Here is a 14,484-nt window from a genome sequence, read left to right on the forward strand (position 1 = left end):
ACATGTCAGAATTAGCACCTCAAACTGTGGCGGCAGCGGGACCAATCGATGTTGCCCCCAAAACAGCAAACTCATCGAATATGAACGATATCAACGCCAAGGTGAAGCAACTGTGGTCAAGCTCGCAGCGTAACTTGGTATTGTCAGCAGTACTGGCTGCTATTGTTGCAGCTATTATTGTGGTGGCGCTGTGGAGTTCTTCGCAAAGTTATCGTCCGCTATACAGCCAACAAGAACGTTTTGATATTGGTGAAATTGTCTCGGTATTAGAGTCCGAAGGTATTGCCTATCGACTGCAAGAGCAGAACGGTCAAGTGTTAGTCGCAGAAGGTCAAGTGGCGAAAATCCGTATGTTATTGGCGGCGAAGGGCGTTAAAGCTCAGCTGCCAACCGGATTGGACTCACTTAAAGAAGACAGTTCTTTGGGAACGAGCCAGTTCATGGAAAATGCCCGTTACCGTCATGGACTCGAAGGTGAACTAGTACGCACCATCATTTCTCTTAATGCTATCTCTAATGCTCGTGTTCACTTAGCCATTCCAAGACAGACATTGTTTGTTCGCCAACAAGGTGAAGAGCCGTCGGCGTCGGTGATGATTGAGCTTAAGCCGGGCGAAGATCTGAAACCCGACCAAGTCGAAGCCATCATCAACTTGGTGGTGGGTAGCGTAACGGGAATGAAACCAGAGTTTGTTTCGGTTATTGACCAATATGGCCGTCTGTTGAGTGCCGATGTTGGCTCGGCAGAAGCAGGTAAGGTCAATGCGAAATATCTGGAATATCAAAAGAACGTTGAAAAGCAGATCATTCAACGTGCGGCAGATATGCTTACGCCGATTGTAGGTCCGAGTAACTATCGTGTTCAGGTTGCGGCGGATATGGACTTCAGTCGAGTGGAAGAAACGCAAGAAATCCTCGATACTAATCCGGTGGTGCGCAACGAGCACAGCATTCAGAACAATACCATTGATAAAATTGCACTTGGTATTCCGGGCTCTCTGAGTAACCAACCGCCAGTGACAGGTGAAGTACCAACCAATGATAGTCAAAATACCAATGCACGCAGTGAGCTAAATCGTCAATACGCGGTAGGCAGCAGCGTGCGCCGTACTCAATATCAGCAAGGTCAAATCTCTAAGCTAAGTGTCTCTGTACTCCTTAATGAGAGTGCTGCGCCAAATGGTACAGCATGGACACCAGCCGAACGCGCACAAATATCAACGATGATCACCGATGCTGTAGGTATCTCCGCCGATCGTGGAGACAGCTTGAGTCTAATGAGCTTTAACTTCACCCCAATTGAAATCGAAGCGCCACCGGCTATGCCGTGGTGGCAAGACCCGACAGTGCAACAGCCTCTGCGTTATGTCATTGGCGGTATGCTCGGAATGGCGATGATCTTCTTTGTACTTCGTCCATTGATTATGCACCTAACGGGAGCGGACAAGCGTGGCAACGAACTTGAATTCGCTGAGCCTCAAGAAGAGGAATACCAAGAGAATATTCAGACTCGTGAAGAGCGCGAACGTGAAGAGATGCTCAATCGTCGATTGTCTGAGAAAGGCATAGAATCCACCTCTTCAGGTCTTGATGCTAGCAGTGACATGCTGCCCCCTCCAGGGTCGCCATTGGAAATTCAACTTAAACATCTACAGCTTATTGCCAATGAAGAGCCTGAGCGCGTAGCGGAAGTACTTAAACAATGGGTAAATGTGAATGAAAACAGCACAGTCAACGCCAGCAACGCTTAGTCATGTTGAGAAAACCGCTCTTGTGCTTTTAGGTATGGGGGAGGACGCCGCTGCTCAGGTGCTGCGTCATTTCTCTCGCGATGAAACACAGCGTGTCACCCGAGCGATGGCACGCCTAAGTGGCATCAAAAGTGATAATGCCAAAGGGGTGATTCAACACTTCTTCGAAGACTTTAGACAGCACAGTGGTATTCGTGGCGCCTCAAAAGAATACCTGTCGAACACATTGCGTAAAGCTCTAGGTAATGATTTAGCTAAGGGATTACTTAACAACCTGTATGGTGATGAAATTCGCAATAACATGCAGCGACTGCAATGGGTTGATGCGGAGATCTTGTCGAGATTTGTAGCGAAAGAGCACCCACAGATGCAGGCTATATTCTTAGCGTATTTACCTCCAGAGACCTCATCGGCGGTACTGAGTTACCTTCCTGCGGATTATCACGATGAGTTGCTGTATCGTATTGCTCGTTTACAAGATATTGACCATCAAGTGGCAGCGGATCTTAACGAATTAATAGAACGCTGTATTGAGCAGGTCTCAGTAAGTCAAAGTGCACCTATGTCTGGCGTTAAACAAGTAGCCGACATTATCAACCGTTTCTCGGGTGACCGAGCAATGTTGATGGAAATGCTCAAACTGCATGATGAAGACGTCGTCAGTGAGATTGAAGAGAACATGTTCGACTTTATGGTGCTAGGTAGGCAGCGTGAAGACACTATGGATACGTTGGTCCAGCAAGTACCAATTGAGCTTTGGGCGGTGGCGTTAAAAGGGGCGGAAATTACCTTGCAGCAAGCGATCAAACGTTCGATGCCACAGCGTATGGTAAAAGCACTGGAAGACGATATGCAATTGCGCGGCGCGGTGCCTGTTAGTGCGGTTGAGCGTGCTCGCAATGACATTATGCAGATCATCAAAGAGCTATCGGAAGCGGGCGAGATCGAGTTGTCGCTATACCAAGAGCAGACAGTGGAGTAAGCCATGAAGGAAAAAGCGATTTTTACCTTGCCACCTAGTGGTTATAGACAACACCGCTTCCCGCCATTGGCACAACCTTCGGCAGTGGATGAGTTTACCGCTGAACTCAGTTGGGATGACGCACCGACACAAATCGACGTACAGGAACGCCTTGAAGAAGGCTTTCAACAAGGGCTAGAGCGTGGTCATCGAGAAGGGTTAAACCAAGGTATTGAACAAGGTAAGCAACAGGGTTTATTGGAAGGTCAAAAAGAGGGCTTTCAAAAAGGTTTTGTCTCGGGTGAACAGTCGGGCAAGCAAGCGTTCCTTGATGCCGTTAAACCTGTTAATGATATCTATGTGTCACTGTCTCGCTGGCAGGAAGAAAAAGAACAGCAACAACGCCATATCATCTGTGAGTTGGTGCAAAAAGTGGCGCAGCAAGTCATTCGTGCTGAGTTGACGCTGATGCCTCAGCAAATTCTGGCATTAGTCGATGAGACACTGGAGGCCATGCCGGGTAAAACTGAAAAGGTCACCGTACACCTAAACCCACAAGACCTAGAGCGTATTACCCAGATTAACCCTGAGTTAGCTGACGGTTGGAAGTTAGTTGCCAAACCAGAACTGCCCGTTGGTGGCTGTCATTTGGTGACAGAAGATGCTGAAGCTGATGCCAGTTGCGACTCTCGATTGGAGTCGTGTATGGATGCAGTAAAAGAGCACTTATTGGATGAAGTGACACCTATTGATTTAGCGAGTAACGATGACTAGTGCTTCCTCCCCTCTACTTCATGACCGCCTAAACGATGCGATTGCGTCGCTTAACCTAGTACCTGTTGCGCGAGTCACAGGTCGATTAGTAAAGGTAAACGGTTTAATGCTGCAAGCGGTTGGGTGTCGATTTAAGCTTGAGCAACGTTGTCTGGTTGAGACAGATGAAGGCGATATGATTGAAGCGCAAGTGGTGGGCTTTGACCATAATATTGCCTACCTCATGCCCGTTCGTCAGTTGGGGGGATTATTTGCCGGTGCCAAAGTCATACCGCTTGATGGTGATAGCTCGGTTAATTTGGGCAGCCATTGGTTAGGGCGTGTGGTGAATGGACTTGGTGAAGCATTGGATGATGGCGCGGTGCTAAAAGGGGGCGATCGTGTCTCTTTAGAGCCGAAACCAATAAACCCATTAAAACGTCGTCCCGTTGATACGCCACTGGATGTTGGTGTTCGTGCGATCAACGGTTTACTCACTGTCGGCAAGGGTCAGCGCATTGGTTTAATGGCAGGTAGCGGTGTGGGTAAAAGTGTGTTGATGGGGATGATTACTCAAAACACCGAAGCTGATGTCATTGTTGTTGGCTTGATTGGTGAGCGTGGCCGTGAGGTGCGTGAGTTTATCGAACGTAATTTGACGCCAGAAGCGCGTAAGAAAGCCATTATTATTGCGGCTCCTGCGGATGAGTCACCATTAATGCGCTTACGAGCCACATTACTTTGTCATCGAGTTGCCGAGTATTTTCGGGATAAAGGCAACGATGTGTTGTTGCTTATGGATTCTTTAACTCGCTATGCCATGGCGCAGCGTGAAATTGCGTTAGCATTAGGTGAACCTCCGGCATCAAGAGGATATCCACCTTCGGTTTTCAGTGTCTTGCCTCAGCTGTTGGAGCGTGCCGGTAACAGTGAGCATCCCGATGGCAGTTTGACTGCCATTTACACGGTTTTAGCCGAAGGGGATGACCAACAAGATCCTGTGGTGGATTCTGCCCGCGCAATTCTAGATGGGCATGTGGTACTCTCTCGCTCATTGGCGGAGCAAGGACACTATCCCGCGATTGATATTAATGCGTCGATCAGCCGTTGTATGTCAGGATGTACTCCTGAAGCGCACAGTACGCTAGCCAATCAATTTCGTCAGCTTTATTCCAACTATTTGCAAGTGAAAGAGCTGCTTCCTTTAGGCGGTTATCAGCCAGGCCAAGACCCTGAACTCGACCAATCGGTGGCGGTGCACCCTCAACTCAAAAACTATCTATTGCAAGCGGCCAATGATGCGGTGGATTTTCAGACATCGTTAACGGAGTTGGCGCAGCTATTTCAAAACCCTAATTAAGCAGGAAGCCAAACGCTAACCAAAAACTATGGACAGTAAAATTCGTGCAGTCGGTAAAATAACCCAAGTAGAGGAATTACGACGTGATCAGATTGGTGCGCGTTTGGAATCCATGCGCCACCAAAATGAGCATTTGGCTAAGCAGCTACTAGCATTGTCTGAACTGAAAACACTAAATCACAGTGGCTCAAATCAAACCAATAGCATGGGGTTGATGAACCTTAACCTTGTCGACCAAATGCTGCAAAAAATGCTGAATCATCAAAAGCATGAGCAAGCGGTGATGGAAGCACAGTGTCATTCGGTTCAGAAACAGCTGCAACAAAAAGCGGCAAGAGTACACGGACTAGAGCAAGTGCTGGATCGTTGGAGTAAAAAACAAAACTACGAAAAAGCAAAGCGTGAACAGAAGCTTATCGAAGATATCATCAACTCACGTATCAAGCGGCGTGCCTTGTAAATATCTGGACATTTATCCAGTATAAATTACCATTAGCTATAGAACCTAGGCTGATGGCACGTATACAATGCAATGGATAATTGATAACCAAACCCTCCTACTTTCAATCACTTCTATTTCAACTTGTCTCGGATTTTCCGCCGCTGCAATTCTGCACTTTAAGTCACGTCAGATGGAGCAGATGTTTGAGCAAAAAGCGCAGTTAGAAAAGACCGCTTTAGAGCAAGAAATTGAACGCTTACGCCACGACCTTCAAGACGCAAAGCAAGAGCTTGACGAACTGGATGACGAACGAGATAAATCGGCGTTTGAGCTTAAGCAAGCGCATGGCAAAGTCATGGCTGCAATGGAAAAGTTGCGTTACTTTGAAGCGGTGAAGCAAGAACGTCAGCAGTATGCGACTGACCTTGAATATGTGAAGCAGCAGCGGGCTCAGTCTGAAGCCGAGCTGCGTGAACAGTTAGCGACCTATCAGCAGCAACAGCGCTCTGACCAAGAAAAGCTTGAGCTTCTACAGCAATCTGAATTGCGCTTAAAAGAGCAGTTTGAGCGTCTAGCCAACCAAGTGTTTGAAGCCAAAACGGCTAAGGTTGACGCACAAAACCGACAAAGTTTAGAGGGCATCCTGTCGCCACTCAAAGAGCAGTTGGAAGGGTTTAAAAAGCAAGTTAATGATAGTTTCAGCCAGGAAGCCAAAGAACGCCATACCTTGGTTCATGAACTAAAGAACCTACAACGTCTTAACGATCAGATGACTAAAGAGGCGATGAACCTCACCCAAGCGCTAAAAGGTGATAATAAACAGCAAGGTAACTGGGGTGAGGTGGTTCTTGCGCGCGTGCTGGCTGAATCAGGGCTGCGTGAAGGTCACGAGTATCAAACCCAAGTCAGCCTGCAAAATGAAGCGGGTAAACGATATCAGCCAGATGTGATTGTTCATCTTCCCCAAGAGAAGCAAGTGGTTATCGACTCGAAAATGGTGCTGGTGGCCTATGAGCGCTACTTTAATGCTGAGACAGACGCCGAACGCGATCGTGCATTGAGTGATCATCTGATTGCGCTACGTAATCATATTCGAGGATTGTCGCAAAAAGATTACCATCAACTAAAAGGTATCCGTTCGCTCGATTACGTCTTGATGTTTATCCCGGTAGAGCCTGCATTCCAAGTGGCGATTCAAGCCGATCCGAGTTTGGTGAAAGAGGCGATGGAGAGCAACATCATCTTGGTCAGCCCGACGACCTTGCTGGTGGCGCTGCGTACTATTGATAACCTTTGGCGCAACGACCGCCAGAATCAGAATGCACAGGTGATTGCTGACAAGGCGAGCAAACTTTACGACAAGTTGCGTTTGTTTGTTGATGATATGGAAGGGCTGGGCGGCGCACTCGATAAAGCGAACCAAAGTTATCAAGGTGCAATGAACAAATTGGCCACCGGAAGGGGCAATGCGATCCGTCAAGCGGAGAGTTTTAAGCAACTCGGTGTGGAAGTGAAACGCTCCATTTCTCCTTCTCTGACAGAAATTGCACAAAATGATGCGTTGGTGGAAAGACAACCAGACATGGATAAAGTAAACTGACCGTCTGCGGCGTAGGTGATGTTGCGCCGCCTAAGAGGAAGAATAATGACGGATAGTAACGTGCAATCAAATCAGCTTAATCAACAAGACGAAACCACACACTTTGGTTTCACAACAGTCGCGAAAGAAGAAAAAGTGACAAAAGTTGCTGAGGTATTTCACTCGGTAGCAGCAAAATACGACATCATGAACGATTTGATGTCTGGTGGTGTTCACCGCTTATGGAAGCGCTTTACTATTGATTGCAGTGGTGCAAGACCGGGTCAACGTATCCTCGACCTTGGTGGTGGTACTGGTGACCTGACGGCTAAGTTTTCTCGTATCGTTGGTGACAAAGGTCATGTGATTCTCGCTGACATCAACAACTCCATGTTGAATGTGGGGCGCGACAAATTGCGTGATACTGGTATTGTCGGTAACGTTCATTACGTTCAGGCTAATGCTGAAGAGCTGCCATTCCCAGATAATTACTTTGACTGTATTACTATCAGTTTCTGTCTACGTAACGTGACCGATAAAGACAAGGCGCTGCGTTCTATGTATCGCGTATTGAAGCCGGGTGGTCGCTTACTGGTACTTGAGTTTTCAAAACCTATCCTTGAGCCTCTATCTAAAGTTTACGATGCGTATTCTTTCCATCTGTTGCCGAAAATGGGCGAATTGGTAGCGAACGATGCAGAAAGTTATCGTTATCTTGCTGAATCTATTCGAATGCATCCAGATCAAGAGACTCTGGAAGGCATGATGAAAGACGCTGGCTTTGAGCAGACCAAATACTTCAACCTAACGGGTGGTATTGTTGCGCTGCACCGTGGATACAAATTCTAAGGACTGAGCTATGCCCTTTGACCCATTAGTCACCGCGGTGGTGGAAACCACGCTCAATACCTTAATCAAAGATGACGATGCGTTGGTTAAGCGCGTTGCACGTCTTAAAGGTCAGATTATTCAAGTTCATTTGCGTGAGTTTAATAAGTCACTCACTTTTGTGTTTAGTCATCAGTTGGATGTTCTTTCCAATTACGAGGGTGAGCCGGACTGTTATTTATCTTTAAACCTTTCGGTACTTCCTGAACTAAAAGAGCAGGCGAATATCACCAAGCTTATCAAACAGGATAAGTTGCAATTGGAAGGTGACATTCAGCTGGCTCAGAAGTTCTCTGCTCTGCTAACCGATTGCAAACCAGATCTAGAAGAGTGGTTATCCCGTGTAACTGGTGATGTGGTGGCACATACTGCGGTTCAAGGAGCAAAAGGGCTCTTTTCCTTCTTCGCATCACAAGCTGCAAAGCACCAAGACCACTTTGGTCAAGTATTAACGGAAGAGTGGAAAATTGCTCCGCCACCGTTAGCGGTAGCGGCATTTTGTGACGACGTTGATGAAGTGCGTAGCCAAGCAGATAGACTGAGTGTGCGTTTGGAGCGTTTAATTGAAGCGACATCAAGCGATGATTCTAATGATGCATCGGCGGAGCGCGCATGACTCCAAGTGAAATCAAACGTCTTTATCGAATCATAAAGGTTCAGCTTGAGTACGGCTTAGATGAGTTGATGCCCACGCATCAGCTCACCAAAGCACCGTTGCTAGCGCGCAAATCTTTGTTCTGGATGAAGAATAAACATCCAGACAAGCCGCTTGGTGAAAGGCTTAGGTTGGCACTGCAAGAGTTGGGTCCAGTATGGATTAAGTTTGGTCAAATGATGTCAACGCGTCGGGATCTATTCCCTCCGCATATTGCTGATCAACTTGCGCTACTTCAAGACCAAGTGTCGCCATTTGATGGACACTTAGCTAAGTCGCAAATGGAACTGGCTCTCGGTGGCCCTATTGAACAATGGTTTGATGATTTTGATATTGAGCCTTTGGCATCGGCCTCAATTGCTCAGGTTCACACTGCTAAGCTGAAAGACTCTGGGCAAGAAGTTGTCTTGAAGGTGATTCGTCCAGATATTCGCCCTGTCATTGATGCAGATCTTAAGCTGATGTATCGCATGGCTAGGATAGTGTCGAAAGCTCTACCTGACGCTCGCAGGTTAAAACCTGTTGAAGTGGTGCGCGAATACGAAAAAACCTTATTGGATGAGCTTGATTTAAGACGTGAAGCGGCCAATGCAATTCAATTGCGTCGCAACTTCGAAGGCAGTGAAGAGCTTTATGTTCCTGAGGTTATGCCGGACTTTAGTAGCGAAAGCTTAATGGTCTCTGAGCGAATCTACGGTATTCAAGTGTCTGATATTCCGACACTTGAAGCGAATGGCACTAATATGAAGCTGTTAGCGGAACGTGGTGTGAGCGTATTCTTTACTCAGGTGTTTCGTGACAGTTTTTTCCATGCCGATATGCATCCAGGCAATGTGTTTGTTAGCTATGAGCACCCAGAGAATCCGCTTTGGATTGGCTTAGATTGCGGCATTGTTGGCACGTTAAATAGCGAAGATAAACGTTATCTGGCGGAAAACTTCCTTGCTTTCTTTAACCGTGACTATCGTAAGGTGGCTGAGCTGCATGTCGACTCTGGTTGGGTGCCAACCGATACTAACGTCGATGAATTTGAGTTTGCTATTCGCATGGTGTGTGAGCCAATTTTTGCCAAACCTTTGTGTGAAATCTCTTTCGGCCATGTGTTACTGAATCTATTTAATACCGCGCGCCGGTTCAATATGGAAGTACAGCCCCAGCTTGTCTTGCTGCAAAAGACCTTGCTCTATGTCGAGGGGTTAGGCAGACAGCTCTATCCGCAGCTAGACTTATGGGAGACGGCGAAACCATTTTTAGAAAAATGGATGGCGAACCAAGTAGGGCCGCAAGCTGTTATAAACGGAATTAAAGAACGCGCTCCGTTTTGGGCAGAAAAGTTACCGGAACTACCAGAGTTGCTGTACGATAGCCTTAAACAAGGTAAGGCTATGAATCAACGCATTGACATGCTGTATCAAGGATACCGTGAAACAAAACGGCAACAAGGTACAGGTAAATTTTTGTTTGGCGTTGGTGCAACTTTAATCGTATGCTCTGCCATATTACTGGGAGGGCCATATCAGCAGTTATCTGCATTGTCAGGCGCTGTTGGTATCACATTTTGGCTGTTAAGTTGGCGTACTTACAGACGTTAAGCGATAAACTCGTATTAATTTTTTATTTGTTAATCAAGACCCGAGGTAGAAAGAATGGGTGGTATTAGTATTTGGCAACTTCTTATTATTGCCGTGATCGTTGTTTTGCTATTTGGTACTAAGAAATTACGCGGTATCGGTGGCGATCTTGGTGGTGCGGTAAAAGGCTTTAAGAAAGCCATGAGTGAAGATGACAACACAACGGCGAAATCAGACACGAAAGACGCTGATTTTGAGCCAAAGAACATCGAGCAAAAGCAAACAGCAGACGCATCGACAGAAGCGAAGAAAGATAAAGAGCAGGCATAATTCGTGTTTGATATCGGTTTTTGGGAACTGGTACTCATTTCAGTAGTTGGTCTAGTCGTTCTAGGACCAGAACGTCTACCAACTGCAATCCGAAGTGTTTCTCGTTTTATCAGCTCTGCGAAGGCTATGGCAAATAATGTCAAAGATGAGCTTTCACACGAACTCAAGGTGCAAGAGCTTCAAGAGAACCTGAAAAAAGCTGAGAAAATGGGCATGGAAGACCTCTCTCCTGAACTGAAAAGTTCGGTGGAGGAACTGAAACAGGCCGCGCAAGAGGTGACTCGTCCTTATGCGAGTGACAAACCAAAAGTGTCGACATCGGAAGCCAGTGCAGAAGCACCAGCTGCTGAAGTGGCAAAGCCTGTTGAGAATGAGTCTCCAGAAAAAGATCTTAATAAGGGCTGAGCTTCAGCCCTTATCGTTTTCATTCCGAAAGTGCCAATGAGATAAACCTTCTCTTAGCACTTTTATTTTATTCGAGGTTTTCATGTCTAGCGTCGAACAGACACAGCCTTTGATCAGTCACCTGCTTGAGCTAAGAAATCGACTACTACGCGCGATTACGGCTGTGTTAGTGGTTTTTCTGGCTTTGGTTTATTTCTCCGGCGATATATACGATTTCGTTTCTAAGCCTTTGGTAGAGCGACTACCTGAAGGTGCAACGATGATAGCAACTGACGTTGCTTCGCCATTTTTTACGCCACTGAAATTGACGCTCATTGCGTCCATCTTTATTGCGGTTCCTTTCATCCTTTATCAAGTATGGGCGTTTGTTGCCCCTGGTTTGTATAAGCATGAAAGACGGCTGGTGATGCCATTGATGTTCTCAAGCTCGCTGCTGTTTTACTGTGGTGTGGCATTTGCGTATTTTGTTGTATTCCCACTAGTGTTTGGCTTCTTTACTGCCATTTCCTTAGGAGGGGTAGAATTTGCGACGGACATTTCGAGCTATCTCGACTTTGTACTTGCACTCTTCTTGGCGTTTGGTATTGCCTTTGAAGTGCCTGTCGCGATTATCTTATTGTGTTGGACAGGTGCGACGTCGGTAGACAGCCTCAAGCAGAAGCGACCATACATTATTGTTGGTGCGTTTGTTGTCGGTATGATGCTGACGCCACCAGATATGATTTCTCAAACCTTGCTCGCCATACCTATGTGTTTGCTGTTTGAAGTCGGGTTGTTCTTTGCAAGATTTTATACTCGCAAAGATGACGAGGAAGAGTCTGAAGCAGAAGACGCATAAGCATCCAAAAACAATAAAAAATAGCGGCTACTTTGGCCGCTATTTTTTTATTGTTGAATCGTTGATATATTGTACAGTCACGAACTTTATGTTCTTGATATGCAATTGTGCCATCTCAAAGGAGAGGAAATGTCACGGTTTGATATGAATAAACAACAATTTATAATTTAAATAGTGATTTAGCATTTTGTGTAGTGATGTCCAAGATCTGCTGCTCACTCATAGTTCGAACGTCTGCGATACGCTTTAAGACTAACTCAGTGTAAGCCGGTTCATTTCGCTTACCACGATGTGGGACGGGCGCTAGGTAAGGACAATCTGTCTCAAGAATCACCCAATCTAAGTTCAATTCTGGAATCACTTTGTCCATGCCGGAGTTTTTGAACGTTGATACGCCACCAAGACCAAGATGAAAGCCTAGGTCATTAATGGCTTTGGCTTCATCCAAGTTACCGCCAAAACAATGGAATACGCCAGAAAGGTTGCCATCTTGCTCACTTTTTAGCAGAGCTAGGGTTTCTTCAATTGAATCTCGGGTATGAACAACAACTGGCAAGTCGAGCTCTTTCGCCCAGTTTAGCTGGGTAATAAAAGCGCGTTCTTGTTCCGCTTTATAGGTCTTGTCCCAATATAGATCTATGCCTATTTCACCAACGGCGATAAAGTTGTGCTTATCAAACCAAGAGTAAATGGTTTTTAAGGTCTGCTCGACGTCGCCATCCACGTAGCAAGGGTGAAGTCCCATCATTGAGCGACACACCTCTGGGTAGGCGGCTTCGGTGGCCAGCATGGGCTCAATAGACTCTAAATCGATGTTGGGTAACAGGATATGTTCGATGCCCGCAGCGCGAGCTCGTTGTACGACTTCGTCGCGATCGTTATCAAATTCTGTAGCGTAGATGTGAGCGTGTGTATCTATCATAGTCGCGTCATTGTAGTTTCACTGATCAAATAATAGGTTGAGTATATCGTTTCTGATTTAGCATTTTCCAATTTTACTACTAGCATGATGAAACAAGAGTGATATGCTTGGTTTTCGCATTTGTCCAGACAAGGAGAGAAAGGTGTCTGTATCGATTCAAGGTCAATTCCCAGCACGACGTATGCGCCGTATGCGCAAGCATGATTTCAGCCGACGTTTGATGGCGGAGAATAAAGTGTCGGTGGATGATTTGATCTATCCAATGTTTATTCTTATGGGGAAAAACCGCAGAGAGACGGTAGATTCTATGCCGGGTATTGAGCGTCTATCTATAGACTTGATGCTGGAAGAAGCGGAATATTTGGCTCAGCTTGGCGTTCCTGCCATTGCTCTTTTCCCAGTCGTCACCCAAGACGCGAAAAGTCTTTGTGCAGCTGAGGCTCACAACCCAGAGGGTTTGGTGCAACGTGCAGTGCGCCTACTAAAACAGAATGTACCCCAAATGGGTGTGATTACCGATGTGGCGCTCGACCCGTTTACCACGCATGGTCAAGATGGCATCATCGATGAAGACGGCTATGTGCAAAATGATGAGACGACAGAAGTACTAGTCAAACAGGCGTTATCTCATGCAGAAGCTGGTGCGGACGTGGTTGCCCCATCAGACATGATGGATGGGCGTATTGGTCGAATTCGTGAAGCGCTTGAAGAAGCTGGCTATATTCACACGCAGATCATGGCTTACTCTGCAAAATACGCGTCAAATTACTACGGTCCATTCCGAGATGCCGTTGGTTCCGCTTCGAACTTGAAGGGCGGGAATAAGAAAAACTACCAAATGGATCCAGCTAACAGTGATGAAGCCTTGCATGAAGTAGCAATGGACATCAATGAAGGCGCAGATATGGTAATGGTGAAGCCAGGTATGCCTTATTTGGATGTGGTGCGTCGTGTACGAAGTGAGCTACAAGTGCCGACTTTTGCTTATCAAGTGTCCGGTGAATATGCGATGCACAAAGCTGCGATTCAAAATGGCTGGTTGAAAGAGCGTGAGACAGTCTTAGAGTCTTTGCTTTGCTTCAAGCGTGCTGGCGCAGATGGTATTCTTACTTACTTTGCTAAAGATGTCGCGGAGTGGTTAGCTGAAGAAAATGGTCAAGCAAAGACCTTCTTGAAATAGTTAGCTTAGATTAGCGACATTCTTGAGTGTGAAAGCCGGTTGTATAAACCGGCTTTTTTGGTTTTGCCAATAACAGTTAGGAGTGAATGATATGTTGGTTCGTGAAGGAACGCTTGACGAGGTGGTGAGTATCGTTGAACTTATCGAGGAATTTGCTCACAAAGAAACCATCGAAAGCCTGCAAGCACGCTTGAATGGCCACAAGCACCTGATATTAGTAGCAGAAAAAGCGGGAGTCTTGCTGGGCTTTAAAATTGGCTATCAGATTGATGAAGCTAATTTTTATAGCTGGTTCGGCGGAGTCTCTCCTGTGGCAAGAAAACAGGGTGTTGCTCAAGTTCTGATGGAGTACCAAGAACGCTGGGCGAAGCAACAAGGTTACCAACACATTACGGTTAAATCGCGTAATCAGTTTCCATCCATGTTAAGGCTGCTGATAAAAAATGGATACTTTATCTATGATTGTGAGCCGAAGCAGTTAGTGATTGAAACCAGAATTAAGTTCATTAAGTATCTGTAAAATATAAATAAATGGAATATTGGTGATGGTAATAAAAATTTAATGAGAAAAATTCTCAATTAGTTGTTGACGATTTAAATGAGAATGATTACTATTAACTCGTCCTAAGGAAAAAGGTTCTGATTACTTCAGTCGCACTAGTGACCAGATTTCAATCAAGCTTGGTTCTTTTTGACACGACATTGCTCACATTGCTTCCAGTGTATTTATAGCTTTTTGGTCGGTTAGATGTACTCAGATAATGAGATAACCTCCTCCTATTTTTGCTAGGCGACATCCTTGATGTCGCTTTTTTTCTGCCTAGTGATTGAGCATTATTTGAGCGGTTA

At 46.0% G+C, this 14,484-nt stretch carries 15 protein-coding genes; 14 read left to right on the forward strand and 1 reads right to left on the reverse strand.

Going from position 1 to position 14,484, the window contains the following annotated elements:
* The first annotated feature begins 2 nt into the window (after positions 1-2).
* The 12 genes from fliF (at position 3) to tatC (ending at position 11,533) form a co-directional block, all read left to right on the forward strand.
* Positions 3-1,751: a flagellar basal-body MS-ring/collar protein FliF gene (gene fliF, locus L2W36_RS20015; RefSeq protein ID WP_006072171.1), complete on the forward strand. Its 1,749-nt coding sequence runs from the start codon at positions 3-5 to the stop codon at positions 1,749-1,751.
* Entirely contained in the window at positions 1,717-2,733 is a 1,017-nt protein-coding gene (locus tag L2W36_RS20020) for a flagellar motor switch protein FliG (protein ID WP_006072174.1), read from the forward strand. Before fliF ends, L2W36_RS20020 begins: the two co-directional genes overlap by 35 nt.
* A gap of 3 nt (positions 2,734-2,736) precedes the next feature.
* Entirely contained in the window at positions 2,737-3,486 is a 750-nt protein-coding gene (gene fliH, locus L2W36_RS20025) for a flagellar assembly protein FliH (RefSeq protein ID WP_006072177.1), read from the forward strand.
* Complete coding sequence (fliI, locus tag L2W36_RS20030; RefSeq protein WP_124940498.1) at positions 3,479-4,825, forward strand: flagellar protein export ATPase FliI; 1,347 nt, start codon at positions 3,479-3,481, stop codon at positions 4,823-4,825. The genes fliH and fliI overlap by 8 nt, the downstream gene beginning before the upstream one ends.
* A gap of 28 nt (positions 4,826-4,853) precedes the next feature.
* Positions 4,854-5,285 carry a flagellar export protein FliJ gene (gene fliJ, locus L2W36_RS20035; protein WP_124940499.1) on the forward strand — a complete coding sequence of 144 codons (432 nt, stop codon included), beginning with the start codon at positions 4,854-4,856 and terminating at the stop codon, positions 5,283-5,285.
* 172 nt (positions 5,286-5,457) lie between these two features.
* Positions 5,458-6,867: a DNA recombination protein RmuC gene (gene rmuC, locus L2W36_RS20040; protein ID WP_006072182.1), complete on the forward strand. Its 1,410-nt coding sequence runs from the start codon at positions 5,458-5,460 to the stop codon at positions 6,865-6,867.
* Positions 6,868-6,912: 45 nt separating this feature from the next.
* Positions 6,913-7,695, forward strand: a complete 783-nt coding sequence (gene ubiE / locus L2W36_RS20045) for a bifunctional demethylmenaquinone methyltransferase/2-methoxy-6-polyprenyl-1,4-benzoquinol methylase UbiE (protein WP_006072183.1) — start codon at positions 6,913-6,915, stop codon at positions 7,693-7,695.
* A gap of 10 nt (positions 7,696-7,705) precedes the next feature.
* On the forward strand, positions 7,706-8,350 hold the full coding sequence (locus L2W36_RS20050; RefSeq protein ID WP_006072185.1) for a ubiquinone biosynthesis accessory factor UbiJ: 645 nt from the start codon (positions 7,706-7,708) through the stop codon (positions 8,348-8,350).
* Complete coding sequence (gene ubiB, locus L2W36_RS20055) at positions 8,347-9,981, forward strand: ubiquinone biosynthesis regulatory protein kinase UbiB (RefSeq protein ID WP_236111295.1); 1,635 nt, start codon at positions 8,347-8,349, stop codon at positions 9,979-9,981. The genes L2W36_RS20050 and ubiB overlap by 4 nt, the downstream gene beginning before the upstream one ends.
* A gap of 54 nt (positions 9,982-10,035) precedes the next feature.
* On the forward strand, positions 10,036-10,290 hold the full coding sequence (tatA, locus tag L2W36_RS20060; protein ID WP_006072188.1) for a Sec-independent protein translocase subunit TatA: 255 nt from the start codon (positions 10,036-10,038) through the stop codon (positions 10,288-10,290).
* 3 nt (positions 10,291-10,293) lie between these two features.
* Entirely contained in the window at positions 10,294-10,695 is a 402-nt protein-coding gene (gene tatB / locus L2W36_RS20065; protein WP_236111297.1) for a Sec-independent protein translocase protein TatB, read from the forward strand.
* An 82-nt stretch (positions 10,696-10,777) separates the two neighbouring features.
* A complete protein-coding gene (tatC, locus tag L2W36_RS20070; RefSeq protein WP_006072191.1) occupies positions 10,778-11,533 on the forward strand; it encodes a twin-arginine translocase subunit TatC in 756 nt (251 codons plus the stop codon).
* A gap of 160 nt (positions 11,534-11,693) precedes the next feature.
* Here the strand turns inward: tatC and L2W36_RS20075 are convergent, their stop codons facing one another.
* A complete protein-coding gene (locus tag L2W36_RS20075; RefSeq protein WP_236111302.1) occupies positions 11,694-12,455 on the reverse strand; it encodes a TatD family hydrolase in 762 nt (253 codons plus the stop codon).
* Between the two features lie 142 nt (positions 12,456-12,597).
* Between L2W36_RS20075 and hemB the strand changes: the two genes are divergently transcribed.
* Positions 12,598-13,635: a porphobilinogen synthase gene (gene hemB / locus L2W36_RS20080; RefSeq protein WP_006072195.1), complete on the forward strand. Its 1,038-nt coding sequence runs from the start codon at positions 12,598-12,600 to the stop codon at positions 13,633-13,635.
* A gap of 91 nt (positions 13,636-13,726) precedes the next feature.
* Positions 13,727-14,155, forward strand: coding sequence for a GNAT family N-acetyltransferase (locus L2W36_RS20085; RefSeq protein WP_236111304.1), 429 nt, complete (start codon positions 13,727-13,729; stop codon positions 14,153-14,155).
* Positions 14,156-14,484 lie beyond the last annotated feature (329 nt).

This window comes from Vibrio sp. McD22-P3 (assembly GCF_021568915.1).
Lineage (GTDB): Bacteria > Pseudomonadota > Gammaproteobacteria > Enterobacterales > Vibrionaceae > Vibrio > Vibrio mediterranei.